This window comes from Agrobacterium sp. CG160-95, assembly GCF_053521725.1.
In genome coordinates this window covers 354,570-379,724 of the sequence record NZ_JBNWDU010000006.1, presented here as the reverse complement: position 1 = coordinate 379,724, position 25,155 = coordinate 354,570, and the positions used below count along the sequence as shown (strand labels likewise).

Annotated in this window: 25 protein-coding genes; 17 read left to right on the top strand and 8 right to left on the bottom strand. The window is 58.2% G+C overall.

Annotated elements, in window-relative coordinates; all coding sequences use genetic code 11:
• Positions 1–307: 307 nt before the first annotated feature.
• The 3 genes from hrpB (at position 308) to ACQZ63_RS21370 (ending at position 4,783) form a co-directional block, all read left to right on the top strand.
• Positions 308–2,794, top strand: a complete 2,487-nt coding sequence (gene hrpB, locus ACQZ63_RS21380; protein WP_448799397.1) for an ATP-dependent helicase HrpB — start codon at positions 308–310, stop codon at positions 2,792–2,794.
• 29 nt (positions 2,795–2,823) lie between these two features.
• Positions 2,824–4,131, top strand: coding sequence for an ActS/PrrB/RegB family redox-sensitive histidine kinase (locus ACQZ63_RS21375; protein WP_111803931.1), 1,308 nt, complete (start codon positions 2,824–2,826; stop codon positions 4,129–4,131).
• A 67-nt stretch (positions 4,132–4,198) separates the two neighbouring features.
• Positions 4,199–4,783, top strand: coding sequence for an ActR/PrrA/RegA family redox response regulator transcription factor (locus tag ACQZ63_RS21370; RefSeq protein ID WP_003516258.1), 585 nt, complete (start codon positions 4,199–4,201; stop codon positions 4,781–4,783).
• A 59-nt stretch (positions 4,784–4,842) separates the two neighbouring features.
• On the opposite strand, the gene ACQZ63_RS21365 is transcribed toward ACQZ63_RS21370, so the two are convergent.
• Entirely contained in the window at positions 4,843–5,328 is a 486-nt protein-coding gene (locus ACQZ63_RS21365) for an MmcB family DNA repair protein (protein WP_013635204.1), read from the bottom strand.
• Positions 5,329–5,511: 183 nt separating this feature from the next.
• On the opposite strand from ACQZ63_RS21365, the gene ACQZ63_RS21360 reads away from it, so the two are divergent.
• Positions 5,512–6,213, top strand: coding sequence for a L,D-transpeptidase (locus ACQZ63_RS21360; RefSeq protein WP_003516268.1), 702 nt, complete (start codon positions 5,512–5,514; stop codon positions 6,211–6,213).
• A 152-nt stretch (positions 6,214–6,365) separates the two neighbouring features.
• Here the strand turns inward: ACQZ63_RS21360 and ACQZ63_RS21355 are convergent, their stop codons facing one another.
• The 4 genes from ACQZ63_RS21355 to hslV all read right to left on the bottom strand — a co-directional run bounded on the left by ACQZ63_RS21355 (position 6,366) and on the right by hslV (position 11,729).
• The gene (locus ACQZ63_RS21355) at positions 6,366–8,534 is read right to left on the bottom strand and encodes a malate synthase G (RefSeq protein ID WP_113556062.1); all 2,169 of its coding nucleotides are present in this window, start codon (positions 8,532–8,534) and stop codon (positions 6,366–6,368) included.
• A gap of 121 nt (positions 8,535–8,655) precedes the next feature.
• Positions 8,656–9,621 carry a DUF1402 family protein gene (locus tag ACQZ63_RS21350; protein WP_003516272.1) on the bottom strand — a complete coding sequence of 322 codons (966 nt, stop codon included), beginning with the start codon at positions 9,619–9,621 and terminating at the stop codon, positions 8,656–8,658.
• A 188-nt stretch (positions 9,622–9,809) separates the two neighbouring features.
• The gene (gene hslU, locus ACQZ63_RS21345) at positions 9,810–11,117 is read right to left on the bottom strand and encodes an ATP-dependent protease ATPase subunit HslU (RefSeq protein WP_003516274.1); all 1,308 of its coding nucleotides are present in this window, start codon (positions 11,115–11,117) and stop codon (positions 9,810–9,812) included.
• Positions 11,118–11,204: 87 nt separating this feature from the next.
• Positions 11,205–11,729, bottom strand: a complete 525-nt coding sequence (hslV, locus tag ACQZ63_RS21340; RefSeq protein WP_003516283.1) for an ATP-dependent protease subunit HslV — start codon at positions 11,727–11,729, stop codon at positions 11,205–11,207.
• Positions 11,730–11,932: 203 nt separating this feature from the next.
• Here hslV and hisB point away from each other — a divergent pair, with 203 nt between their 5' ends.
• Genes hisB through coaA form a run of 7 tightly spaced genes read left to right on the top strand, consistent with a single transcriptional unit; the run spans position 11,933 to position 16,555 of the window.
• Complete coding sequence (hisB, locus tag ACQZ63_RS21335; protein ID WP_003516285.1) at positions 11,933–12,529, top strand: imidazoleglycerol-phosphate dehydratase HisB; 597 nt, start codon at positions 11,933–11,935, stop codon at positions 12,527–12,529.
• 23 nt (positions 12,530–12,552) lie between these two features.
• Positions 12,553–13,047, top strand: a complete 495-nt coding sequence (locus tag ACQZ63_RS21330) for a DUF2628 domain-containing protein (protein WP_065662913.1) — start codon at positions 12,553–12,555, stop codon at positions 13,045–13,047.
• Position 13,048: 1 nt separating this feature from the next.
• Complete coding sequence (gene hisH, locus ACQZ63_RS21325) at positions 13,049–13,699, top strand: imidazole glycerol phosphate synthase subunit HisH (RefSeq protein ID WP_113556064.1); 651 nt, start codon at positions 13,049–13,051, stop codon at positions 13,697–13,699.
• A 1-nt stretch (position 13,700) separates the two neighbouring features.
• Positions 13,701–14,444, top strand: coding sequence for a 1-(5-phosphoribosyl)-5-[(5-phosphoribosylamino)methylideneamino]imidazole-4-carboxamide isomerase (hisA, locus tag ACQZ63_RS21320; protein ID WP_013635199.1), 744 nt, complete (start codon positions 13,701–13,703; stop codon positions 14,442–14,444).
• A complete protein-coding gene (gene hisF, locus ACQZ63_RS21315; protein ID WP_113556066.1) occupies positions 14,441–15,217 on the top strand; it encodes an imidazole glycerol phosphate synthase subunit HisF in 777 nt (258 codons plus the stop codon). Before hisA ends, hisF begins: the two co-directional genes overlap by 4 nt.
• 16 nt (positions 15,218–15,233) lie before the next feature.
• Positions 15,234–15,557, top strand: coding sequence for a phosphoribosyl-ATP diphosphatase (locus ACQZ63_RS21310; protein WP_003516295.1), 324 nt, complete (start codon positions 15,234–15,236; stop codon positions 15,555–15,557).
• Positions 15,554–16,555 (top strand): type I pantothenate kinase, encoded by a 1,002-nt coding sequence (coaA, locus tag ACQZ63_RS21305; protein WP_019565929.1) that lies wholly within the window; start codon positions 15,554–15,556, stop codon positions 16,553–16,555. The genes ACQZ63_RS21310 and coaA overlap by 4 nt, the downstream gene beginning before the upstream one ends.
• A 48-nt stretch (positions 16,556–16,603) precedes the next feature.
• Here the strand turns inward: coaA and lysM are convergent, their stop codons facing one another.
• From lysM to ACQZ63_RS21290, 3 genes are all read right to left on the bottom strand, one after another.
• Positions 16,604–17,053 (bottom strand): peptidoglycan-binding protein LysM, encoded by a 450-nt coding sequence (gene lysM / locus ACQZ63_RS21300; protein WP_003516300.1) that lies wholly within the window; start codon positions 17,051–17,053, stop codon positions 16,604–16,606.
• Between the two features lie 85 nt (positions 17,054–17,138).
• The gene (arfB, locus tag ACQZ63_RS21295) at positions 17,139–17,573 is read right to left on the bottom strand and encodes an alternative ribosome rescue aminoacyl-tRNA hydrolase ArfB (protein ID WP_019565930.1); all 435 of its coding nucleotides are present in this window, start codon (positions 17,571–17,573) and stop codon (positions 17,139–17,141) included.
• A gap of 112 nt (positions 17,574–17,685) precedes the next feature.
• Positions 17,686–19,296, bottom strand: coding sequence for a phosphoenolpyruvate carboxykinase (locus ACQZ63_RS21290; RefSeq protein WP_003516305.1), 1,611 nt, complete (start codon positions 19,294–19,296; stop codon positions 17,686–17,688).
• 339 nt (positions 19,297–19,635) lie between these two features.
• Here ACQZ63_RS21290 and chvI point away from each other — a divergent pair, with 339 nt between their 5' ends.
• From chvI to ahcY, 6 genes are all read left to right on the top strand, one after another.
• Positions 19,636–20,364 (top strand): two-component system response regulator ChvI, encoded by a 729-nt coding sequence (gene chvI / locus ACQZ63_RS21285; RefSeq protein ID WP_003516307.1) that lies wholly within the window; start codon positions 19,636–19,638, stop codon positions 20,362–20,364.
• Between the two features lie 52 nt (positions 20,365–20,416).
• Positions 20,417–22,207, top strand: coding sequence for a two-component system sensor histidine kinase ChvG (gene chvG / locus ACQZ63_RS21280; protein WP_013635194.1), 1,791 nt, complete (start codon positions 20,417–20,419; stop codon positions 22,205–22,207).
• A complete protein-coding gene (locus ACQZ63_RS21275; RefSeq protein WP_113556068.1) occupies positions 22,197–22,661 on the top strand; it encodes an HPr kinase/phosphorylase in 465 nt (154 codons plus the stop codon). The genes chvG and ACQZ63_RS21275 overlap by 11 nt, the downstream gene beginning before the upstream one ends.
• 125 nt (positions 22,662–22,786) lie before the next feature.
• On the top strand, positions 22,787–23,188 hold the full coding sequence (locus ACQZ63_RS21270) for a PTS sugar transporter subunit IIA (RefSeq protein ID WP_003516318.1): 402 nt from the start codon (positions 22,787–22,789) through the stop codon (positions 23,186–23,188).
• Between the two features lie 12 nt (positions 23,189–23,200).
• Complete coding sequence (locus ACQZ63_RS21265; protein WP_003516321.1) at positions 23,201–23,476, top strand: HPr family phosphocarrier protein; 276 nt, start codon at positions 23,201–23,203, stop codon at positions 23,474–23,476.
• Between the two features lie 129 nt (positions 23,477–23,605).
• Complete coding sequence (gene ahcY, locus ACQZ63_RS21260) at positions 23,606–25,006, top strand: adenosylhomocysteinase (protein WP_003516323.1); 1,401 nt, start codon at positions 23,606–23,608, stop codon at positions 25,004–25,006.
• The last annotated feature ends 149 nt before the right edge of the window (positions 25,007–25,155 follow it).

Genomic DNA, 25,155 nt, shown 5'->3' with positions numbered 1-25,155 from the left:
TCACCCTCAAACAAGTCAACACACCTATCGTCAAAAAACTGACATTTTTGCTAACCGTATGAAAGTAAAAGATAGTTTCAAGGCGAACCGCAAGGGAGGCATAGAAAGGACGAATCCTCGTCTCTTTTGGCGGCGCATGCGGGAACCCCTTCCCACCCTTCACGACAGATAGCTTGCGAAGAACCGCAATTTTGCCGGAAGAGCTCTTGCGAAACCCTCTCCGCCGACTGTCAAAGCACCGGGCCGTGCTTTAGAAACGGCAAAAGAGACGCTTAGACATCAACCCGATTGCCCCAGGCCTGTTTGCATGACCAGAACGCCAGCCCATATAAAGATCGATCTGCCCGTACTTCCCGTCAGCGACGTTCTGGCCGAGATTGCCCAAGCGTTGGACGGGTCAAAGCGTGCCGTTCTCTCGGCTCCGCCGGGTGCGGGCAAAACAACGCTGGTGCCGCTTCATCTCCTGCGTGAGGAATGGCGGGGCGACGGCAAGATCATTCTTCTCGAACCACGCCGGCTTGCCGCCCGGGCCGCGGCTGGACGCATGGCTGATCTTCTTCAGGAGAATGTTGGAGAAACCGTCGGCTATCGTATGCGGCTCGACAATCGCATCTCCTCAAGAACCCGGATTGAAGTGGTGACTGAGGGTGTCTTCGCCCGGATGGTTCTGGACGACCCGGAACTTGCCGGCGTTTCGACGGTGATTTTCGACGAGTTTCACGAACGTTCACTCGATGGCGATTTCGGACTGGCACTTGCGCTCGACGTTCAGGAGGGACTGAGAGACGATCTGCGCATCCTCGTGATGTCCGCCACCCTTGATGTGGAACGCATCAGTGCGCTGATGGGCGATGCCCCTGTCATTCAGAGCCTCGGCCGCACATATCCAATCGACATCCGCTACGAGGACCGCTGGCAGGGTGTGCCTGTCGAAGAGAAAGTCACAAAGGTGATTACCGAAGCTCATACATCGGAAACAGGCTCCATTCTTGCCTTCCTTCCGGGGCAGGCAGAAATTACCCGCACGGCCAACCGGCTGGAGGGGCGTTTTTCCGACGATACAGATATCATCCCGCTTTACGGCAATCTTTCGCAAAAGGAGCAGGATGCGGCGATCAAGCCGGCACCGGCCGGACGGCGCAAGATCGTGCTTGCCACATCGATCGCAGAAACATCGATCACCATAGATGGCGTGCGTGTGGTGATTGACAGCGGGTTGCAGCGACTACCGGTTTTCGAACCGGCAACGGGAATCACGAGACTGGAGACAGTGCGGGTTTCGCGCGCCTCCGCCGACCAGCGGGCGGGCCGAGCCGGACGAACGGAACCCGGCGTTGCGATCCGCCTGTGGCATCCGGGACAGACGGCAGCGCTCAACGCCTTCACGCCACCGCAAATTCTGGCGAGTGATCTTTCCGGCCTTGCACTCGACCTTGCCCATTGGGGCGTTCATGATCCTTCCGCGCTTTCATTTCTGGATGCCCCTCCCGAAGCGGCATTGAAGGAATCGATCGCGCTTCTCAAAAATCTGGGCGCACTCGATGAAAGCGGCGCGCTCACACGACGCGGCCACCTGATGCGCAGCCTCTCATTACCGCCACGGCTTGCGGCAATGGTAATTGCAGCGGCGAGCGAAGGTGCGGGAAAAAAGGCGGCGATGCTCGCCGTCATGCTGACGGAACAGGGACTGGGCGGAACCGACATCGATCTCGATGAAAGATTGCGGCGCTTTCTTTCCGAGAGAAGCGAAAGGGCGCAAGCGGCGCGCAAGCTGGCGTCTAGACTTCTAGATGCGATCGGCGATGCGCAAACTATGAACGAACAGCCAAGCGAGGCTGGCCCCTTGCTGCTGCACGCCTATCCGGACAGGATTGCGCTTCAGCGAGGAGCGCGTGGTCGTTATGTGATGGCGAACGGCCGGGGTGCGGAACTTGCCGAAACCGAACGGCTGGCGGCGAGCAGGATGCTGGTGGTTGCCGATATTACCGGGCGTGCGGCACAGCCGCGCATCCTTTCCGCAGCAAGCATCGAGCGTACCGATATAGAAGAGCGGATGCCGCATCTTATCGTGCAGCAGGACCAGCTGCTGTTTGACAAGGCAAGCGGTCAGGCGCGTGCACGCCGTGTCACGCGCCTAGGCGCCATCATCCTCGACGAAACGCCCCTGCCCCGCCCGGAGGGTGAACAGGCGGCGCAGGCACTTGCCAACGGCGTTCGGGAATTTGGTGTCGGAATTCTTCCGTTCACAAAAGAAACCCAGCAGTTGCGCGACAGGATAGGCTTTCTGAATGCCAGCATCGGCGACCCCTGGCCGGATGTCAGCGATGCTGCATTGCTTTTACGGCTGGATGAATGGTTCGTGCCCTTCCAGCACGGCGCCCGCAGCCTTCAGGATATCCGGCCCGGCAGCCTTTCCGAGGGACTTTTAGCCCTGGTGCCTTATGAGGTCGCACGCGATCTCGGCAGGCTTGCGCCGACGCATTTCGAAGCGCCGACGGGCCAGCGGCATCCTATTCGTTACGATGCCAGCGAACCGACGCTTTCCATTCGTGTGCAGGAGCTTTTCGGGCTGACGGCTCATCCCGCCATCGCGCAGGGGCGGTTGCCGCTGCTGTTGGAATTGACCTCGCCGGCGCACAGGCCGATACAGACGACACGCGATCTTCCGGGTTTCTGGGCAGGATCGTGGAAAGATGTACGGGCGGACATGCGCGGGAGGTATCCGCGCCATCCATGGCCTGAGGACCCGGCATCGGCATTGCCGACCAGCCGCGCAAAACCGCGCGGAACGTGATGACGATGAAAAGCACAAAGGAGATGAAGGTGGCTGGCCATCCGATCGAAACAACAAGGCTTGGCCGCGCCAGCCGCAGGATAAGGCTGCAAACCATCGTATGGTTGCGCTGGCTGGCGGTGGCCGGGCAAAGTGCGACGATCCTGCTTGTTGCTTTCGGCTTGAACTTCCCCCTGCCACTTCTGGCTTGCAGCCTTTTGATCGGTGCACTGGCGCTTGCCAACCTGTTTCTCACTGCGCGTTTTCCCTCCACCTATCGTCTGGAGCCGTGGGAAGCGACATTGCTGCTGGCATTCGACCTGCTGCAATTGACGGCGCTCATCTACATCACCGGTGGTCTTTCCAATCCTTTCGCACCGCTGATCTGCGTGCAGGTCATCATCGCCTTCGCCTCGCAGCCGCTTCGGCACTCGCTTATTCTGCTCGCATTTGCCGTCATCTGCTCGACGGCAATCGCTTTTTCGCCGTTTCCGGTTCCGTGGTATCCCGGTGAGGTGCTGCCGATCCAGCTTCTGCTGCATGTGGGCACGTGGGTCGCGATCATTGCCACGACCTCTTTCGCGGCCTTTTATGCCTATCGCGTTTCACACGAGGCCAATCAGCTGGCCGATGCGCTGGCTGCGACCGAACTGGTGCTGGAGCGGGAAAAACATCTCTCGCAGCTAGACGGTCTGGCCGCCGCTGCGGCACACGAGCTGGGCACGCCGCTGGCGACAATCAGCGTCGTCGCCAAGGAAATGGAACGGGAACTCGGAAATGATGAAAGGTTTGGCGAAGACATAGCGCTGCTGCGCAGCCAGAGCGAAAGATGCCGGGATATTCTGCGCCGGCTCACATCACTTTCCACCGATGATGAGGAGCATATGCGCCGCCTGCCGCTCTCCTCGCTGATTGAGGAGGTGATGGCGCCGCACCGGGAATTCGGCATCCGTCTCGATCTCGTCGAAAAGAACAACCGGATCGACGAGCCGGTTGGCATCCGGAATGCCGGCGTTATTTACGGGCTGGGCAATCTCATCGAAAACGGCGTGGACTATGCGCGGGAAAAAGTGACCGTGACCGTGGAGTACGATTCGCAGAATGTCGCCGTCACCATTGAGGATGATGGACCGGGTTATGCCCATGACGTGCTTGCCCGCATTGGTGAACCCTATGTGACCGAACGTCACAACGATACCCGGGCGGGAGGGCTGGGACTCGGGCTCTTCATTGCAAAGACATTGCTGGAACGCTCCGGCGCCACCGTTACCTTCGAAAATCGCGGTTTGAGCGGAACCGGAGCGCGGGTCACAATCATCTGGCCTCGAGCGCTTATGGACGATAAAAGAGACCGTTGACTTTACCATCCACGTGGAAGCGGCGATAAGAAGAAAAAACCGACTAAGTTGCCGAAAGGCCTGAGACATGACGACAGAAGACCAGACCCCCATCAGCGCGACAACGGATGACGACGACCCGATCGGAGCTGACAGATCGCTGCTAATCGTCGATGACGACGGTCCCTTCCTGCGCCGGCTTGCCCGGGCCATGGAAACACGCGGATTTATCGTCGATACCGCCGAGACGGTCAGCGAAGGCATTGCCCGGTCCAAGGCTGCGCCGCCCAAATATGCGGTCGTTGATTTGCGGCTTACGGATGGCAATGGTCTCGAGGTCATCGAAGCCATCCGGCAGTACCGGGACGATACGCAGATTGTCGTCCTGACCGGCTACGGCAATATCGCAACCGCCGTTACCGCCGTGAAGCTTGGGGCGCTGGATTATCTTGCCAAACCGGCCGATGCGGACGATGTCTTCAATGCGCTGACGCAGCGCAAGGGTGAAAAGACTGAAGTGCCCGAAAACCCGATGTCGGCCGACCGGGTGCGTTGGGAGCATATTCAGCGCGTTTATGAAATGTGCGAGCGCAACGTCTCGGAAACCGCCCGCCGGCTTAACATGCACCGTCGAACGCTGCAGCGCATTCTGGCGAAACGCGCGCCGAAGTAGAGCATTTACAGTACAAGTGAGAAGCGGTTTTACGTCTGGATATGGTCTGGAACCGGGCATTACTCTCCGAAGCTGCGCCCGGTCGTCCACTCCGCCAGCATCAGCCGGGTTGCAGCGGTTCTCGAGAAATCCAGCATCACCGATTTGCGGGTTGCGGGCGGTAATTTATGCTCCGGCGCATCGCGAAGCATATGGGCGCCATAGCCATCCGACAGGATAAGCCCACATTCTTCCGGAAAGATTTCGACCGGCACTTCAGGATGGGTGGCGAAAAACAGCCGGTCGCAATGCAGGCGGTATTCCGGCCATTTGCGATCGACGCGGAAGTCCTCGATCGAGGATTTGATTTCGATAATCCAGATTTCACCCTTTGCCGAAAGGCTGATGAGATCGGCCCGTCGTCCGCTTGCAAGCGGCAGTTCCGGCAAAACCGAATGTCGCATCTCGTGCAAAAGCACCTGAACGCCGCGGCGCACCAGCATCGCCTTGTCCGACTGGCGACCGTCGATTAACGGATTATTGTTGGTAAGCGAAAGAATAGTCATGGATAAAGGCTACTGAGGCGTTTGACCTATTGTTGCAAAAAGGCAATCAACCGGCAATTTTAAAGTCACATTCGTCCTGCAGCAGCGTATCGGCTTGCCAAGAACGGCTTAATGGAAAATAACCGATTTATCCAATTAAGCCTACTCCTTCGCACAATTTGGCGAATTTTCCGCGAGAACGATATGCGCATCCGTACCTCATTGACTGCACTCGGTCTGACGGCAGCACTGGCTCTGGCCGGCTGCGCCGAAACCACATCCCAATCATCCGGCCAGGTAGCGGCGTCAGTGCCGGTCGCTAACCCGGTTCCGGCAAAGGTCGAAACCGTCCAGATCTTCAACGATGTTTACGGCCCTGTGACCGACGCGGGCTATGCGCTTCCCGCCATCCCGATCAATCGTGTGAACGAGAAGTTCCGTCGTCAGATCGTCGAATTCCAGAATAACGAACGGCCGGGCACGATCATCGTCAATACGCGTGAGCGTTTCCTTTATTATATCCTGCCCGGCAACCGCGCAGTTCGTTACGGCATCGGCGTTGGCAAGGCTGGTTTTGCCTGGGCCGGCGAAGCCTACGTCGCCTGGAAGCAGGAATGGCCGATGTGGCATCCGCCGAAGGAAATGGCCGACCGCAAGCCGGAAGTCGCAAAGTATGTCGAGGCAGGCATGGGTCCGGGTCTTTCCAACCCGCTCGGCGCGCGCGCCATGTATCTCTTCAACGAAAAGGGACAGGACACGCTGTTCCGTATCCACGGTTCGCCTGAATGGGCATCGATCGGCACCGCCGCCTCTTCCGGCTGCATCCGCATGATCAACCAGGACGTTATCGACCTTTACAGCCGCGTCCGTCCCGGCCGCAGCACCAAGGTTGTCGTGATCCAGTAAGATCAGATACCAGACAAAGAAAAAGCCGCCGTGGAATTCCCGGCGGCTTTTTTGTTTCTGGAGCATTCCCAGTAAAAGTGCCTAGCAGTTTTAAGGTAGAGCACGTCGAACATTGCATTCAGACAAGACGTGCTCTGGATTTCCTGTCGGCCTCAAGCCGCCTGCTTCGCCTTCAGTTCGAGGCGACGGCGGTGCAGAACCGGTTCCGTATAACCGTTAGGCTGCTCCCGGCCTTTCAGCACAAGTTCGACGGCGGCCTGAAAAGCGACCGATCCTTCAAAGTTGGACGCCATCGGCAGATAGGCCGGATCTCCGGCATTTTGGCTATCGACCACGGCGGCCATGCGTTTCATGGTCTCAACGATCTGCTCTTGCGTAACCACGCCATGGCGAAGCCAGTTGGCCATATGCTGCGCGGAGATGCGCAGCGTGGCGCGGTCCTCCATCAGTCCGACATTGTTGATGTCAGGCACCTTGGAGCAGCCGACGCCCTGATCGACCCAGCGCACGACATATCCCAGAATACCCTGCGCGTTGTTGTCGAGTTCGCGCTGGATTTCCTCGGGCGTCCAATTGGGACGCGGCACGACCGGCACCGATAGAATATCGGAGAGTTTTGCCCGGCCGCGGCTTTTCAGGTCGTCCTGAACGGCTGCGACATCGACCTTGTGATAATGCGTGGCATGCAGCGTCGCAGCCGTGGGTGAAGGTACCCAGGCGGTGTTGGCGCCTGCCTTCGGATGCGCGATCTTCTGCTCCAGCATGGCGGCCATCAGGTCAGGCATGGCCCACATGCCCTTACCGATCTGCGCATGGCCGGAAAGGCCGCATTCCAGACCGATATCGACGTTCCAGTTCTCGTAAGCCGCAATCCAGGCCGCCTGTTTCATATCGCCCTTGCGGATCATCGGACCCGCTTCCATCGAGGTATGAATTTCGTCGCCCGTGCGGTCGAGGAAGCCGGTATTGATGAAGACGACCCGGTCTTTTGCCGCGCGAATGCTTTCCTTGAGGTTGACCGTGGTGCGGCGTTCCTCGTCCATGATGCCCATTTTCATGGTGTTCGGCGCCATGCCGACAAGCTTTTCGGCCCGCGTGAAAATCTCGTTGGCGAAGGCGACTTCCTCCGGCCCGTGCATCTTCGGCTTGACGACATACATGGAACCGGCGCGGGAATTCTGGCGACGGCCGGAGGGGCCGACATCGTAAAGCGCAATCAGCGCTGTGGCGACGGCGTCCATGATACCTTCCGGCACCTCGCGGCCATCCTTGTCAAGGATCGCCGGATTGGTCATGAGGTGACCGACATTACGCACCAGCATCAGGGAGCGCCCCGGCAGAGTAAGTGCTCCACCATCGGGGGCGGTGTAATAACGATCCGGGTTGAGACTACGGGTGAAGGTGTTACCACCCTTGGAAACCTTCTCCGTCAGGTCGCCGCGCATCAGGCCAAGCCAGTTGCCATAAACCAGCACCTTGTCCTCGGCATCAACAGCGGCAACGGAATCCTCGCAGTCCATGATGGTTGTCAGCGCCGATTCGAGAATGACATCAGAGATGCCCGCCTTGTCACCCTTGCCGATTTCCGTCGAGGGATCGATGACGATCTCGGTGTGCAGACCATTCTTGCCAAGCAGGATCGTTGCCGGCTTTTCCGCATCGCCGGTAAAGCCCTTGAATTGCTCGGCATCTTTCAGGCCCGTTTTGCTGTCACCGATTGCAAGCTGCAAGAGGCCGTCAACGATCTTGAATCCGGTCACATCCGACCAGCCTGCCGTTTCGAGCGGAGCTGATTCGTTGAGGAAGTTCCGCGCCCAGGCAATGACCTTTTCGCCGCGTTTCGGATTATAGCCCCTGCCCTTTTCCGCACCATCGGCGTCAAAAATGGCATCCGTGCCGTAAAGCGCATCGTAAAGCGAACCCCAGCGGGCATTGGCGGCGTTCAGCGCATAACGGGCATTCATGACCGGCACGACAAGCTGCGGGCCTGCGACAGCGGCAATTTCCGAATCGACGTTGCTGGTTTCGACCTTGAAGCCGGGTCCTTCCGGCAGCAGATAGCCGATTTCCTTCAGGAAGCCCTCATAGACATCAAAATCCGTCGGGGCGCCATTCTGCCGGTACCAGCCATCCAGTTTTTCCTGCAAGGCGTCGCGCTTTGCGAGCAATTCACGATTCTTAGGGGAAAGCTCGTGGACGATGGCGGAAAAGCCTTCGAAGAAGGTTTCTGCATCAAGACCCGTGCCCGGCAGAACGTCATCCGTCAAAAAAGCATAAAGCCTGTCATCAATGGAAAGACCGAATTTATTGGTGCGGCTCACATGCGCCTCCTCTTTATCTTAAGGGCGCAGATTGGACGCTGAGGCAGGCGCTCGTCAATTGCGAGAGGCAACCAAATATTATTTCCGTTTTGGAAAGAATGCCGACGATAATCGTCTTTTTCTACAAAAGCGCCTGCAAATCCTTGATGCGATCGTTCACCAGCCAGCCGTAATAGTTTTCTTCCGGCAAAAGCGGCTGTTCTCCACCTGCGGCGCGCTGACGATTTTTCTGGGCGAGAGCGGCAGCGCGCTGCGCGGATCCGCCGACATTATAAAGCGTGGACGTTACACCAGGATTTTTGGAAACATCCATGTCGGCAATCGACCTGTAGTCGTCGATCGATTTGCGGATGGAAGCTGCCATGAAGGCGAGCGAGCGATCCGGGTCCATGATCGCGGTATAAACGGCGGTCGCATCGTTTTCGTCGAGCTTCTCATAACCTGAGGTTTTCGACACCATGTCGGACAACATCAATGCCGTGAGCGGATTGATCTGGCCGAGACCGAAGGTCTGTCCGGCATAAAAGGGCTGGAAAAATACAGCGCTGAAACGATTGTTCGGATAGGCAACGCCATCTACCGTCTTGCCGCGGAAGCTGTCGTCCCAGACGTCTTCCCGACAGTTCCAAAGGCTATAGGAATCCTTTTTCGACTGGCACCTGGCGAATTGCGAATGCGTCAGAAACTGCGCGATGGTTTCGTCCTTGTAGCCGAAACGGAAGCTGCTGCCGGCATAGGAGGCGGCCTTGACGTAGTAGGATTGCAGGCGGTCATAGGCGTCGACGTTATAGGTATGCTCGCCGACAATCGCCCCGATCATGTGGATCGGATCGATACCGTAGCGCCCGGCGGTAGACTTGATCTTGCCGATCAGTGCCTTATCGGAAGACAGGAGGTCGATCACCTTCTGGTATTTACGCTCGAAAGACGTATTGGAACCCTTGGTTCGACGTGCGGAAGCCCCCGGAATGCCCGGCTGTTCGGCATTGCGATTGCCAGGCGGGACGACCGTCGCGGCCTCGGCATAAGAAGACGAGACGACGGTGAACGTCAAAGCGGCGGCAAATGCCAGAAGAGTTTTGCGCACGAGCGAATGCCTTTTCTCAAGCCGACCTCTCCCGAACCAAGAGAAAACCGGACCATTCCATAAAGCGGTTCCAACCGGAATGCAGCCTTTCCCATAAACAAAAAGGGGGCTGAATGCGAGACAAGGCCGTAAAATAAAAGAGTGCGGCAAATGTGGCCGCACTCTCGTGTCTTTGCTCTCCAAGATATTCAGAGAATATAGCGGGACAAATCCGTATCGGCGGCAAGATCGCCGACGTGCTTTTTGACATATTCCTGATCGATCTTGACGGCAGAGCCACCACGATCGGGTGCGTTGAAGGAAATCTCGTCGAGAACACGCTCCATCACTGTCTGAAGGCGGCGCGCACCGATATTCTCGACCGACGAGTTGAGATGAACAGCCACGTCGGCCAGAGCGTCGATCGCATCGTCCGTGAAGTCGAGATCGAGTTCTTCCGTCGCCATCAGCGCCTTGTACTGGCGGATGAGGCTTGCTTCCGTCTCGGTCAGGATACGGCGGAAATCCTCCTTCGTCAGCGGCTTAAGCTCGACACGGATCGGCAGGCGGCCCTGAAGCTCCGGCAGAAGGTCGGACGGCTTTGCCACATGGAACGCGCCGGAAGCGATGAACAGAACGTGGTCGGTTTTCACCGGCCCGTATTTGGTCGAGACAGTCGTGCCTTCAACGAGCGGCAGAAGATCGCGCTGCACGCCTTCACGCGAGACGCCGGCACCCATGCCGCCATCGCGCGCAGCAATCTTGTCGATCTCATCGAGGAAGACGATGCCGTCATTTTCCACCGACTTCACCGCTTCGCGCTGGATCATGTCATTATCGAGCAGCTTGTCGGATTCGTCGCGAACGAGATCGGTATAGGATTTCGAGACGGTGGTGCGTACCTTCTTGGTGCGTCCGCCCATCGCCTTGCCGAACATTTCCGACAGGTTGAGAACGCCGATATTGGCGCCCGGCATGCCGGGTATTTCAAAGCCGGGCATGCCCGAACCGCTGTCGGCCACTTCGATGTCGATTTCCTTGTCGTCCAGCTCGCCATCGCGCAGCTTCTTGCGGAAGCTCTCACGTGTCGCGGGTGACGCGGTCGATCCGACCAGTGCGTCGAGCACCCGCTCTTCGGCGCTCTGATGCGCCTTGGCCTGTACTTCCGCGCGCTTCTTTTCACGCACGAGGCCAATGCCGATCTCGACCAGATCGCGGATGATCTGCTCGACATCGCGACCGACATAACCGACTTCGGTAAATTTGGTCGCTTCGACCTTGATGAAGGGCGCGCCGGCAAGCTTGGCGAGACGGCGGGAAATCTCCGTCTTGCCGACACCGGTCGGTCCGATCATCAGGATGTTTTTCGGCATCACTTCGTCGCGCAGGCTCTCATCGAGCTGCTGGCGACGCCAACGGTTGCGCAGCGCAATCGCGACCGCACGTTTCGCATCATGCTGGCCGATGATGTGGCGATCCAGTTCCGAGACAATTTCCCGGGGAGAAAAAGTGGTCATTCTGTCCTCTCGGCTTTCCTGTTCCGGCCGGCCATTCTGGCCCGGCCCACAGGACCCTTGGGTGAGAAATGGGGGTGAGAAATATGCTTACTCGGCGTCGAGGGTTTCGATGACGAGGTTATGGTTGGTGTAAACGCAGATATCGGCGGCGATATCGAGCGACTTGCGCGCCACCTCCTCTGCCGACTTGTCCGTATCCATCATGGCGCGGGCAGCCGCAAAGGCGTAGTTGCCGCCGGAGCCGATGGCGATCGCGCCATGTTCGGGTTCCAGCACGTCACCATTACCGGTGATGGCGAGTGTCGTGGATTTGTCGGCCACCAGCATCATGGCTTCGAGGTTGCGCAGATATTTATCCGTGCGCCAGTCCTTTGCAAGCTCTACGGCTGCGCGCATGAGCTGACCGGGATATTGCTCAAGTTTCTTTTCGAGACGGTCGAGCAGCGTGAAGGCATCCGCCGTTGCGCCGGCAAACCCGGCAATCACTTCACCCTTGCCAATGCGTCGAACCTTGCGGGCATTGCCCTTCATGACGGTCTGGCCAAGACTTACCTGACCATCGCCAGCCATGACGACCTTGCCGCCCTTCCTGACTGTAATAATCGTTGTCATCAAACACCTGTCTGCCCTACCGGGCCTGCGGTTAACGGGCCGGCATCCGGCCCTTCTCGGCATCTATGTAAGTTTGCTTTTCACGATTGCAAATCCTGCCCGCACTGCACTGTTTTTCGCAGATCATGCAAGACGATGGAACAACTGGATATTTATGTCTCGTGCTGATAAGGAACGGCGACATTTTCACGGAGCGGCCAAAGATGGCAGAACGTAAAGGCGAGATTATCCGCAAGACCAACGAAACCTCGGTTTCGGTGCGCGTGGATATCGACGGCACCGGCAAGTCGACAATTTCCACCGGGGTGGGATTTTTCGATCATATGCTGGACCAGCTGAGCCGCCATTCGCTGATCGACATGGATATCGAGGTTCAAGGTGACCTGCATATCGATGATCACCATACGGTGGAAGATACCGGCATCGCCATCGGCCAGGCCATCGCGAAGGCGTTGGGTGACAGGCGCGGCATTACCCGCTACGCCTCGCTCGATCTTGCCATGGATGAGACGATGACCAAGGCTGCCGTGGATATTTCCGGCCGTCCCTTCCTTGTGTGGAATGTCAACTTCTCCGCGCCGAAGATCGGCACATTCGACACCGAGCTTGTGCGCGAATTCTTTCAGGCGCTGGCCCAGAATGCCGGCATCACGCTGCATATCCTGAACCATTACGGCGCCAACAACCATCATATCGCCGAAACATGCTTCAAGGCCGTTGCCCGCGTTCTTCGCGCGGCAACCGAGATCGACCCCCGGCAAGCAGGCCGCGTTCCCTCGACAAAGGGCATGCTGGCCTGACCGCCAAAGCTGTCAGGAAGCCCATGACAAGCTATCTCGTTCTGGAAGCCCCCAACGGGCCGGACAGGGACCACAAGACGACCCGCTTCATAGCAGACCGTTTCGTCTGGCTGGCACTTATTGCGCCCTGGCTGTGGCTGGCCGTAAACCGGCTGTGGCTGGCCGCGATCGTCGTATTTGCAGTTCTCGTTCTGGCCGGTTTCGCATCAATGTTACCCGGATTCGAACCGGTGGGCATTTTGTGCAGCGTCGCCATTGCCCTCATCACTGCACTGGAGGGGCGCGATTTTCTCGTCCGGCACCTGATAGGCAAGGGCTGGAAGATGACCTCGGTTATTTCCGCCCCTGATCTTTCGAGTGCCGAAGAGATATATTTCTCCGATCTTTCCGAAAATACCGAGCCGTTGGGACAGCTGTCGCAGCCGGTATGGACACCCTCGCCGCAGAAGAGCGGTGACAAAAACTTCGTCAACGATCCCTCCGGATCGTTTCTTTTCGACTTGAATGGAAGGCGCTGACATGCGCGTCGCGATTATCGACTACGGTTCTGGCAACCTGCGTTCGGCCACCAAGGCTTTCGAGCGCGCCGCCCGCGAAGCCGGCATCAATGCAACCATTGACCTGACCGATAAGCCGGATCACGTCGCATCTGCGGACCGCATCGTCCTGCCAGGCGTCGGCGCCTATGCCGATTGCCGCGCCGGTCTCGAAGCTGTGCCCGGCATGCATGAGGCGCTTATCGAAGCCGTCGAGAAAAAAGCTCATCCCTTCCTCGGCATCTGCGTCGGAATGCAGCTGATGTCTTCGCGCGGTCTCGAAAAGACTGTCAGCACGGGGCTTGGCTGGATCGAAGGCGATGTCATTGAAATGACGCCCTCCGATCCGGCGCTTAAAATCCCGCAGATTGGCTGGAATACGCTGGAAATCCGGCATCAGCATCCCCTGTTCGACGGTATCAGAACCGGCGCTGACGGCTTGCATGCCTATTTCGTGCATTCCTATCATCTGGCGGCGAAACATCCGGCGGATGTCATCGCCACCACCAATTACGGTGGCGCGATGACGGCTTTCGTTGGTCGCGACAATATGGCTGGCGCGCAGTTCCACCCGGAAAAAAGCCAGACGCTCGGCCTCGCCCTGATTTCCAATTTCCTGCGCTGGAAGCCCTGACATGATTCTTTTTCCCGCAATCGATCTTAAAGACGGCCAGTGCGTTCGCCTGAAACTCGGCGATATGGAGCAGGCAACCGTTTACAATACGGACCCCGGCGCGCAGGCGAAGTCCTTCGAGGACCAAGGCTTCGAGTGGCTGCATGTCGTCGATCTTAACGGCGCCTTCGCTGGCCAGACGGTGAATGGCGAAGCGGTCGATGCCATTCTCAAGGCCACGACAAACCCGGTGCAGCTTGGCGGCGGCATCCGCACTCTCGATCATATTGAGGCGTGGCTCAGCCGTGGGCTTGCCCGCGTCATTCTCGGCACCGTGGCGGTACGCGATCCCGTTCTGGTTATCGAAGCCTGCAAGCGTTTCCCCGGTCAGGTCGCTGTCGGCATCGACGCCAAAGGCGGCAAGGTTGCTGTTGAGGGCTGGGCGGAAGCCTCAGAACTTGGCGTTATCGAACTTGCCAAACGTTTCGAAGGTGCCGGCGTTGCCGCCATCATCTACACCGATATCGATCGCGACGGCATTCTGGCTGGCATCAACTGGGCCTCGACACTCGAACTGGCAGATGCCGTGTCGATCCCGGTCATCGCCTCCGGCGGCCTTGCTTCCATCGAAGACATCAAGCGCATGTTGCAGCCGGATGCCGCAAAGCTAGAGGGCGCAATTTCAGGCCGCGCGCTTTATGACGGGCGCATCGATCCTGCCGAGGCGCTCGCCCTCATCAAGGCTGCCAAGGAGATAAGCGCATGACCCTCAAAGCCCGCGTTATTCCCTGCCTCGATGTAAAAGACGGCCGCGTCGTCAAGGGTGTGAACTTCGTCGATCTTATCGACGCCGGCGACCCAGTCGAGGCGGCGAAGGCCTATGATTCGGCGGGAGCGGACGAACTCTGCTTCCTCGACATTACCGCCTCGTCCGACAATCGCGACACGATTTTCGACGTGGTATCGCGCACGGCCGACCATTGCTTCATGCCGCTGACCGTCGGCGGCGGCGTCCGCGCCGTGGCTGACATCCGCAAGCTGCTTCTCTGCGGTGCAGACAAGGTCTCCATCAATTCCGCAGCGGTGAAAGATCCTGATTTCGTCGCGCAGGCTGCCGACAAATTCGGCAACCAGTGTATCGTCGTCTCCATCGACGCCAAGCGGGTTTCGAAGGACGGGGAAGACGGGCGCTGGGAGATCTTCACGCATGGCGGACGTCAGCCAACCGGAATCGACGCCGTGGAATTTGCCATCAAGATGGTCGAACGCGGTGCCGGCGAATTGCTCGTCACCTCGATGGACCGCGATGGCACCAAAAGCGGATACGATATCGGCCTGACACGCAGCATTGCCGATCAGGTTCGCGTGCCCGTCATCGCCTCGGGTGGCGTCGGAACGCTGGATGATCTGGTAGCCGGCGTTCGCGATGGCCATGCGACCGCGGTGCTTGCCGCTTCCATCTTCCACTTCGGCACCTATTCGATCGGGCAAGCCAAGAGCTACATGGCCGAGCATGGCATCGCCATGCGTCTCGACTGATTGCAGGAACCTTTCCATGAGCGCATTTTCCCTTTCCGATCTGGAACGCATCGTCGCGACACGCGCCGCCGCCTCCCCCGATGAATCCTGGACGGCCAAACTTGTTGCGGCGGGCCAGGAACGTGCGGCGAAAAAACTGGGCGAAGAGGCTGTTGAGGCCGTGATCGCCGCCATCGCGAAAGACCGCGACGGGCTGAAAAACGAGGCCGCCGATCTGCTTTATCATCTGCTGGTGGTGTTGAAGATCGCCGACATTCCCCTTGCCGACGTCTTTGCCGAGCTGGAGCGTCGGACCGGACAGACCGGACTTGCGGAAAAGGCAGCGAGGCCGACATCATGAATGTCAAGGCAGGCAGCGGGGAGAGAGGCATGCCGAGCACACTCGATCATTTCCGCCCGGATGAATATTCGCCCTATCACTTCTTCAGCTCGGAAGAATGGGCAAAGTTTCGCGCCGACACACCACTCACCCTTTCCGCCGACGAGGTCAAAAGACTGCGTTCGCTGGACGACCCGATCGATCTGGACGAAGTGCGGCGTATCTATCTGTCGCTGTCGCGCCTCCTGTCATCGCATGTGGAAGCATCGCAGCTGCTGTTCGAACAGCGCAACCGCTTCCTGAACATGGCGGATGTCAACAAGACGCCCTTCGTCATCGGCATTGCCGGGTCGGTGGCGGTTGGAAAATCGACAACGGCGCGTATTTTGAAGGAGCTTCTGGCCCGTTGGCCTTCCAGTCCGAAGGTCGATCTCATCACCACCGACGGGTTTCTTTACCCGAACGAGGTGCTGCGGCGCGAAAACCTGATGGAGCGCAAGGGCTTTCCGGAAAGCTACGACATCGGTGCGCTGCTGCGTTTCCTCTCGGCGATCAAGGCGGGCCAGCCGAATGTGAAGGCGCCACGCTACTCGCATCTGACCTATGACGTGCTGCCCAACGAATTCACTGTCATCGACCAGCCGGATATCCTCATCTTCGAAGGCATCAACGTGCTGCAATCACGCGACCTGCCGGCGGGCGGGCGGATCGTGCCGATCGTTTCCGACTTCTTCGATTTCTCGATCTACATCGATGCGGATGAGGACTTCATTCACAACTGGTATGTGAACCGGTTCATGAATCTGCGGCAAACCGCCTTCCGAGACCCGAATTCATTCTTCAATCGCTATGCGTCGATCAGCGAAGAGGCGGCGCTCAGCATTGCCGAGGGCCTCTGGCAGAACATCAACCTGAAGAACCTGCGCCAGAACATCGTGCCCACGCGTCCACGCGCCGATCTTATCCTGCGCAAGGGCAAAAACCACCTGATCGACACGGTGGCGCTTCGCAAGTTGTGAACGATGCCGCAAAAGCGGCATCTCCATCGCAGCGGTTAAAATCCGTTATTAGGCAAGGTCAGGAATGCGCAAAACCTGACCGGGATAGATTTTATCGGGATGGGTCAGCATCGGCTTGTTGGCTTCGAAGATGATGTTGTTCTTGCCGCCATTTGCCTTGCCGTACTGGGCTTCAGCGATCTTCCAGAGATTATCGCCCTTCTTGACCGTGTAGAAAACGGGTTCCTTCGCCGGCGCTTCTGCCACCGTCAGCTCGCCGGCCTCGACCTTGGAAATGCCGAGCGTATTGCCAACGGCGATGACCGCTTTTTCGAAAATCGACTGGTCGGCCACTTCGCCCTTCAGAACGACCTTATCGTTCACCACCTCGACCTGAACCTTGTCGGTGCCGAGATCGTGGGAAGCGAGTTCTTTTTTGACGGCTTCGACATCGGGGGCATCATCTCCACCGATACCAAGCTTCTTTCCCGCTTCCTTGATGAAATTGAACAGACCCATAGCACCCTCCTTGGTTGTAGGAGATTTACCAGACGATATCTGAAGGTCTATGACAAGTGCGAAACATTTTGCCGTCCAGCGCGACCTAGTCGCCTGATGGCTTGCCACGCATTTTCTTGACATCCGACCGGCCGGATTTTGCCTTGAGGCGGCGCTCGACGGAACCCTTGGTCGGCTTGGTGGCCTTGCGCACCGGCGGCGGCGGCGCTGCCGCTTCAAGGATCAGTTCCTTCAGCCGTTCACGCGCGTCTTCGCGATTGCGCTCCTGGCTTCGAAACCGGCTCGCCTCGATCATGAGCACGCCTTCTTTCGAAACACGCCGCCCGCCCAGACGCAGCGCATTCGCCTTCACCCGTTCCGGCAGGGAGGGAGAATTGGCGATGTCGAAAAACAGCTGAACCGCCGTCGAGACCTTGTTGACATTCTGGCCACCCGGCCCGCCGGCCAGCACGAATTGCTCCGTCAGCTCCCAGCCGGCGATGGTAATTCGGTTGCTGATGTAAAGCGGGGCGCTGGCCATGTTTTTTCTCCGCGCCGGTGATGCCACAGATCGAGAAAAATGAAAACAAGGCACGAAACGAAAGAACCCGGCACAAGGCCGGGTTCCCCTCCTCCTCATAAACGAGGCTTATTCATTCTGCCGCGAGCAGCAGTCCCGGTGCTGCATCGCGCACCTTGCTGTCGACGTGATCTTCGAACTTGGTGAAGTTCGTAACGAACATCGACACAAGCTTCTTCGCCTGCGCGTCGTAAGCTGCGCCGTCGGCCCAGGTCGAACGCGGGTCGAGGATCGCGGCATCGACGCCTTCCAGCGACAGCGGCACGGCGAAACCGAAATTCGCATCGGTGCGGAATTCGGCGCCCTTCAGCTCGCCGGTGAGGGCTGCCGTCAGAAGCGCGCGGGTCGCCTTGATGGGCATACGCTTGCCGATGCCGTAAGCACCGCCGGTCCAGCCGGTGTTGACCAGCCAGCAGTCCACGCCATGCTTGCCGATCAGCTCACGCAGCAGGTTGCCGTATTCCGCCGGGTGGCGCGGCATGAAGGGTGCACCGAAGCAGGTGGAGAATGTCGCTTCCGGCTCAGTCACGCCCTTTTCCGTCCCGGCAACCTTTGCCGTGTAGCCGGAAAGGAAGTGGTACATGGCCTGTTCCGGCGTCAGCCGGGCAATCGGCGGCAGCACGCCGAAGGCATCCGCCGTCAGCATGATGATCGTCTTCGGATGACCGGCAATGCCCGTTTCCGATGCATTCGGAATGAAGTGCAGCGGATAGGCACTGCGGGTGTTTTCCGTCAGCGAATTGTCGTTGAAATCCGGAACACGGTTTTCGTCCAGCACGACGTTTTCGAGAACGGTGCCGAAACGGCGGGTCGCGGCATAGATTTCCGGCTCAGCTTCGGCCGACAGCTTGATCGCCTTGGCGTAGCAGCCGCCTTCGAAATTGAAGATGCCGTGCTCGCCCCAGCCGTGCTCATCGTCGCCGATCAGCGTACGCGACGGATCAGCCGACAGCGTGGTCTTGCCGGTGCCGGACAGGCCGAAGAACACGGCGGAATCACCCTCGGGACCGACATTGGCCGAGCAATGCATCGGCATGACGCCCTTGGCCGGCAGCAGGTAGTTCAGCACCGTGAAGACCGACTTCTTGTTTTCACCGGCATAGGAGGTACCGCCGATGAGGACGAGACCATTGGTGAGATCGCAGGCGATGACGGTTTCCGAACGGACGCCGTGACGCGCCGGATCAGCCTTGAAGCTCGGCAGATTGATGATGGTCAGCTTCTGTTTGAAGCCTGCCAGTTTCTCCCGCTTCGGGCGGATGAGCAGGTTGCGGATGAACAGCGAATGCCAGGCAAGCTCAGTGACGACACGGGTCGACAGGGCGTTTTCCTCATCGGCACCGCCGATCAGGTCCTGAACATAGAGCGTCTTGCCGGCGGCGTGCGCAAGCATGTCCTGACGCAGCAGCTCGAAGTTTTCCGGCGACAGCGGCTTGTTGTTGTCCCACCAGATAGTGTCTTCGGTGGAAGCGTCGCGGACGACGAATTTGTCCTTCGGAGAACGGCCCGTATGCTGACCGGTAACGGCACGAAGTGCGCCATCCGCCGTCAGCTCGGCTTCGCCGTTGCGGATCGCCTCTTCGTACAATTCGCTTTCGTTGAGGTTATAAAAGACGCGGGAGGCCTCGCCCAGTCCGAGTTCCGCAACTCCATTGGCAGGATTATGAACCCCAAGCTCGTTCATGACGCGTTCCTTGTAAATGACGATAAGGCCGTTGAAATTTTCACGGAAAATACGTGGCGGCTTTTAGAAACGCAAGAGTGAAACTTTAAATAACTTAGTGATTTCAATATATTAATCGATTTAAAAGATTTTATTTCTTTTTAAATCGGTTGAAGACGCATTAGAATCCAGCTGCGGCGTTTTCCCGGAATTGCCCTAGTCATACTAGGCGATTTGGTTGTGAGTTTTCCTTTGCCACAATTTGTTCCACCTTTATACTCATGAGAGTGGCTCGCGGCGCGCAACCTTGGCTGGGTGGATGTCGGGAGTTACGAGAAAATGACGATGGAGACCAACTACATGCAGACGATCGCGCTTGTCGACGACGACCGGAATATTCTCACTTCGGTATCGATCGCGCTCGAAGCCGAAGGCTACCGGGTCGAAACGTATACGGACGGCGCCTCCGCGCTTGACGGACTGATTGCCCGTCCGCCGCAGCTCGCCATTTTCGACATCAAGATGCCGCGCATGGACGGCATGGAGCTTTTGCGGCGTCTTCGCCAGAAATCGGATATTCCGGTTATCTTCCTGACCTCCAAGGATGAAGAGATCGACGAATTGTTCGGCCTGAAGATGGGTGCTGACGATTTCATCACAAAACCCTTCTCGCAGCGCCTTCTGGTGGAACGCGTCAAGGCCATCCTGCGCCGCGCCAGCAGCCGCGAGGCTTCCGCTGCGACCGGCGGCAGCACGCTGAAGCCGACGGCTGATCAACAGGCGCGTACGCTCGAACGCGGCCAGCTGGCCATGGATCAGGAACGCCACACCTGCACCTGGAAGGGCGAGCCGGTGACGCTGACCGTTACCGAATTCCTTATCCTGCATTCGCTTGCACAGCGGCCAGGCGTGGTGAAAAGCCGCGACGCGCTGATGGATGCGGCCTACGACGAACAGGTCTATGTTGACGACCGCACGATCGACAGCCACATCAAGCGCCTTCGCAAGAAGTTCAAACTGGTCGATGGTGACTTCGATATGATTGAAACGCTTTATGGCGTAGGATATCGCTTCCGCGAAGCGGCTTGAACGAGCCGCAATCGGGACAGACCACCGGAATTGTGGTGGCGAGGACATAGACTTGTTGAAGAAAACGCCGGAAACCGTCTCGGACAGTGACGATGCCGAAGATCGCGGCAGCGAACGCCGCCATCGTATCCATCCGCTGACGATCGTCCGACGCATTTTTGGCAATGCGGTGTTTTCCAGCCTCACGCGCCGCATCCTTTTCTTCAACGTGGCCGCGACGGTCGTTCTGGTCGGTGGCATTCTCTACCTCAACCAGTTCCGCGAGGGGCTGATCGATGCGCGGGTGGAAAGCCTTTTGACGCAGGGCGAGATCATCGCCGGTGCCATCTCGGCCTCCGCCTCGGTGGATACCAACTCCATCACCATCAATCCGGAAAAGCTGCTGGAATTGCAGGCGGGGCAAAGCATCACGCCCGCCCCCAATGACGAGGACTTGAGTTTCCCGATCAATCCGGAACGGGTGGCGCCGGTGCTGCGCCGGCTGATTTCGCCGACACGGACCCGCGCGCGGCTTTTCGATGCCGATGCCAACCTGCTTCTCGATTCCCGCCATCTCTATTCTCGCGGCCAGGTCCTGCGCTTCGATCTGCCGCCGGTGACGCCGGAAACCCAGACCTGGGGTGAATGGTTCACCAGCATGTTCAACCGCATGCTGCAACCGAGCAGCCTGCCGCAATACAAGGAAGCGCCAGGTGGCGACGGCTCGATCTATCCGGAGGTGATGAATGCGCTGACCGGCGTGCGCGGCGCAGTCGTTCGCGTTACGGAAAAGGGTGAGCTGATCGTTTCGGTCGCCGTGCCGGTGCAGCGCTTCCGGGCCGTGCTCGGGGTTCTGCTCCTGTCCACGCAGGCCGGCGATATCGACAAGATCGTGCATGCGGAGCGCCTTGCCATCATGCGCGTGTTCGGCATCGCCACACTCGTCAACATCGTACTTTCCCTTTTGTTGTCATCCACCATCGCCACGCCGCTCCGGCGGCTTTCGGCGGCTGCGATCCGCGTGCGTCGCGGGGCCAGAACCCGTGAAGAAATACCGGACTTTTCGGCGCGTCAGGATGAAATCGGCAACCTTTCCATAGCGCTTCGTGAAATGACGACGGCGCTTTACGACCGTATCGACGCAATCGAAAGTTTCGCCGCCGATGTCAGCCACGAGCTCAAGAACCCGCTGACTTCGCTGCGCAGCGCCGTGGAAACGTTGCCGCGTGCCAAGACGGAGGAGTCCAAACAGCGGTTGACCGAGATCATCTTCCACGATGTCCGCCGCCTCGACCGCCTGATCAGCGATATTTCGGATGCCTCGCGGCTCGATGCCGAACTGGCGCGCGTCGATGCATCGCCGCTGGATCTCGACGTTCTTATGAAGGGTCTGGTGGATATCTCCCGCCAGATCAGCACAAAGAAAAAGAGCGTGGCGATCGACTATGTCGCCGACCGGAAGGCGGGAGCCAAAACCTCCTTCGTCGTGAACGGTCACGATCTTCGCATCGGGCAGATTGTCACCAACCTGATCGAGAATGCACGCTCTTTCGTTTCCGAGGAAAGCGGCCGCATCACCGTGCGCCTTTCCCGTCACAAGGACCGCTGCATCGTGCAGGTGGAAGACAATGGCCCCGGCATTCAGGCCGAGGATATCGACCGGATTTTCGAGCGCTTCTACACCGATCGACCGGCAAGCGAAGGTTTCGGCCAGAATTCCGGCCTTGGCCTTTCCATCAGCCGCCAGATCGCCGAAGCCCATGGCGGCAGCCTCAGGGCAGAAAATGTCGTCGACAAATACGGCGTGATATCAGGCGCGCGCTTCACCCTGTCGCTGCCGGCGGCCGAAACCCATGAACGCTGAACGCTTCAACCTGCACGCAACCGCCATTGTCGTCGACAACACCGGCATTCTTTTCACCGGACCGTCCGGCAGCGGCAAAAGCGAGCTTGCTTTCAGCTTTCTGACGGAGGCGCAACGGTGCGGATTGCCGGCGGCACTGATCGCGGATGATCAGATTTTCGTGTATCGCGACGGCGAAAACATCATAGCCGAGCGGCCGGAAGCGATTGCCGGACTACTGGAATTGCGCGGCAGCGGCATCGTTAACGTCAACAGCGTCCCGAGCGCCGGACTAAATTTCGCCGTTACGACAGTTCTTTCACCGGAAAATCCAAGACTTCCGGAAGATGACGAGGTGTTGTTGCTGCCCTGCGGCGGGCATCTTCCGCTTCTGCGTATTCCGCTTTCCAGTCTTACGCCCTATGGAAAATTTGCTGCACTTGCTCAAAATCTTTTTAAAACGAACGCGAAGTGACCATGATTCAGGCGATTTTAGGCTTGCGATTCGCATTTTCCTCATCAAGATGAAATCCCACCGATGGACAGGATTGCCGCGTTGCGATAGTCGGCAATGAGAGTGCGTGTGCAAGGGAGCATTTCATGATCGGACTAGTGCTTGTCACCCATGGCAAGCTGGCTGAGGAGTTTCGCCATGCGTTGGAGCATGTCGTCGGTCCCCAGAAATTGATCGAGACGGTTTGTATCGGTCCCGAAGACGACATGGATCAGCGCCGGCAGGATATCATCGACGCCGTTACGCGCGTCAATGACGGAAATGGCGTCATTATTCTGACGGATATGTTCGGTGGTACACCGTCCAATCTTGCCATCTCCGTCATGAACAACGGCAATGTCGAAGTCATCGCCGGGGTCAATCTTCCCATGCTGATAAAACTCGCAGGCGTTCGCAGCGAAGACAACATGGACAAGGCGCTCCAGGACGCATCCGACGCCGGTCGCAAATACATCAACGTCGCCAGCCGCGTTTTAAGCGGCAAATAAGAAGTCAGCCCCATGTCGCCTCACTCCCGGGAATTGCCGATCATCAACAAGCGCGGTCTCCACGCCCGGGCATCTGCAAAATTCGTGCAGATGGTCGAGGGTTTCGACGCGACGATTACGGTGTCGAAGGACGGAATGACCGTTGGCGGCACCTCCATCATGGGCCTCATGATGCTGGCGGCCAGCCCGGGATGCAGTGTCTATGTCGAGGCGAGCGGCAACCAGGCGGAAGAGGCGCTCGCCGCACTTGAGGCACTTGTTGCCGACCGCTTCGGCGAAGAAGCCTGACCCCACCCCCATATAAAGACATAAAGACTTCTTTATATCGTTATTGCCAGATCGTTTTTGGCCTGCTAAACCGCTGCTACGTTTAAAAGCCGGGCCAGCAGGCATGGCATTTCTGATCTGGAGAACTTCATGAGCCTTGAGAAGGACTACATCATCGCCGATATCAACCTTGCCGCATTCGGCCGCAAGGAACTGGACATCGCCGAAACCGAAATGCCTGGCCTTATGTCCTGCCGCAAGGAATTCGGCGAGAGCAAGCCCCTGAAGGGCGCACGTATCACCGGTTCTCTTCACATGACGATCCAGACCGGCGTTCTGATCGAGACGCTGAAGGAACTGGGCGCGGACATCCGCTGGGCGTCCTGCAACATCTTCTCGACGCAGGACCATGCCGCAGCAGCCATTGCAGCGGCCGGCATTCCTGTTTTCGCGGTCAAGGGTGAGAGCCTGACGGAATATTGGGAATATACCGACAAGATCTTCCAGTGGACCGATGGCGGCCTCTCCAACATGATCCTCGATGATGGCGGCGATGCCACAATGTACATTCTGCTCGGCGCGCGCGCCGAAGCCGGTGAGGACGTTCTTTCCAACCCCGGTTCGGAAGAAGAGGAAATTCTTTTCGCGCAGATCAACAAGCGCCTCAAGGCTTCCCCCGGCTGGTTCACCAAGCAGCGTGACGCGCTGAAGGGCGTGACGGAAGAAACGACGACAGGCGTTCATCGTCTTTACGATCTTGCCAAGAAGGGCCTCCTGCCCTTCCCGGCCATCAACGTTAACGACAGCGTCACCAAGTCCAAGTTCGACAACAAATACGGCTGCAAGGAATCGCTGGTAGACGGCATTCGCCGCGCAACCGACGTGATGATGGCTGGCAAGGTTGCCGTGGTCTGCGGTTACGGCGATGTCGGCAAGGGTTCCGCCGCCTCGCTGCAGGGCGCTGGCGCCCGCGTGAAGGTCACGGAAATCGACCCGATCTGCGCGCTTCAGGCCGCCATGGACGGTTTCGAGGTCGTTCGCCTGGAAGACGTTGTGTCTTCCGCTGACATCTTCATCACCACCACCGGCAACAAGGACGTTATCCGCATCGAGCACATGCGCGAGATGAAGGACATGGCCATCGTCGGCAATATCGGCCATTTCGACAATGAAATTCAGGTCGCTTCGTTGCGTAACCTCAAGTGGACAAACATCAAGCCACAGGTCGACATGATCGAGTTCCCGAAGGGCAACCGCATCATCCTGCTGTCCGAAGGCCGCCTGCTGAACCTTGGCAATGCCACAGGTCACCCTTCCTTCGTCATGTCGGCGTCGTTCACCAACCAGGTGCTGGGCCAGATCGAGCTTTTCACCAAGCCAGGTGAATACAAGAACGAAGTCTACGTGCTGCCGAAGCACCTCGACGAAAAGGTTGCACGCCTTCATCTCGAGAAGCTTGGCGTGCGCCTGACCGAACTTTCCGACCTTCAGGCTGATTATATCGGCATCTCGAAGCAGGGTCCGTTCAAGGCAGAACACTACAGATATTAATTTCATAGTTAATATCCACTGAAATCACACAATATGTAGATGCCGTGCGCTTGACAAAGCGCGCGGCATCTTTTTTGCGCGCTCCCTTTCCGCAGATTTATGAAGACGGTATTGTCATCGAACTTGATTCGGACACGCCAAAGGGCGGC

Coding starts and splice junctions, on each gene's coding strand:
- hisA (WP_013635199.1), top strand. CDS start 13,701: ATGATTCTTTTTCCCGCAATCGATCTTAAAGACGGCCAGTGCGTTCGC.
- hslV (WP_003516283.1), bottom strand. CDS start 11,729: ATGACAACGATTATTACAGTCAGGAAGGGCGGCAAGGTCGTCATGGCT.
- lysM (WP_003516300.1), bottom strand. CDS start 17,053: ATGGGTCTGTTCAATTTCATCAAGGAAGCGGGAAAGAAGCTTGGTATC.
- ACQZ63_RS21270 (WP_003516318.1), top strand. CDS start 22,787: ATGATCGGACTAGTGCTTGTCACCCATGGCAAGCTGGCTGAGGAGTTT.
- chvI (WP_003516307.1), top strand. CDS start 19,636: ATGCAGACGATCGCGCTTGTCGACGACGACCGGAATATTCTCACTTCG.
- ACQZ63_RS21365 (WP_013635204.1), bottom strand. CDS start 5,328: ATGACTATTCTTTCGCTTACCAACAATAATCCGTTAATCGACGGTCGC.
- ACQZ63_RS21290 (WP_003516305.1), bottom strand. CDS start 19,296: ATGAACGAGCTTGGGGTTCATAATCCTGCCAATGGAGTTGCGGAACTC.
- hisB (WP_003516285.1), top strand. CDS start 11,933: ATGGCAGAACGTAAAGGCGAGATTATCCGCAAGACCAACGAAACCTCG.
- ACQZ63_RS21370 (WP_003516258.1), top strand. CDS start 4,199: ATGACGACAGAAGACCAGACCCCCATCAGCGCGACAACGGATGACGAC.
- hslU (WP_003516274.1), bottom strand. CDS start 11,117: ATGACCACTTTTTCTCCCCGGGAAATTGTCTCGGAACTGGATCGCCAC.
- ACQZ63_RS21330 (WP_065662913.1), top strand. CDS start 12,553: ATGACAAGCTATCTCGTTCTGGAAGCCCCCAACGGGCCGGACAGGGAC.
- hisF (WP_113556066.1), top strand. CDS start 14,441: ATGACCCTCAAAGCCCGCGTTATTCCCTGCCTCGATGTAAAAGACGGC.
- hisH (WP_113556064.1), top strand. CDS start 13,049: ATGCGCGTCGCGATTATCGACTACGGTTCTGGCAACCTGCGTTCGGCC.
- ACQZ63_RS21275 (WP_113556068.1), top strand. CDS start 22,197: ATGAACGCTGAACGCTTCAACCTGCACGCAACCGCCATTGTCGTCGAC.
- coaA (WP_019565929.1), top strand. CDS start 15,554: ATGAATGTCAAGGCAGGCAGCGGGGAGAGAGGCATGCCGAGCACACTC.
- hrpB (WP_448799397.1), top strand. CDS start 308: ATGACCAGAACGCCAGCCCATATAAAGATCGATCTGCCCGTACTTCCC.
- ahcY (WP_003516323.1), top strand. CDS start 23,606: ATGAGCCTTGAGAAGGACTACATCATCGCCGATATCAACCTTGCCGCA.
- ACQZ63_RS21310 (WP_003516295.1), top strand. CDS start 15,234: ATGAGCGCATTTTCCCTTTCCGATCTGGAACGCATCGTCGCGACACGC.
- ACQZ63_RS21265 (WP_003516321.1), top strand. CDS start 23,201: ATGTCGCCTCACTCCCGGGAATTGCCGATCATCAACAAGCGCGGTCTC.
- ACQZ63_RS21360 (WP_003516268.1), top strand. CDS start 5,512: ATGCGCATCCGTACCTCATTGACTGCACTCGGTCTGACGGCAGCACTG.
- arfB (WP_019565930.1), bottom strand. CDS start 17,573: ATGGCCAGCGCCCCGCTTTACATCAGCAACCGAATTACCATCGCCGGC.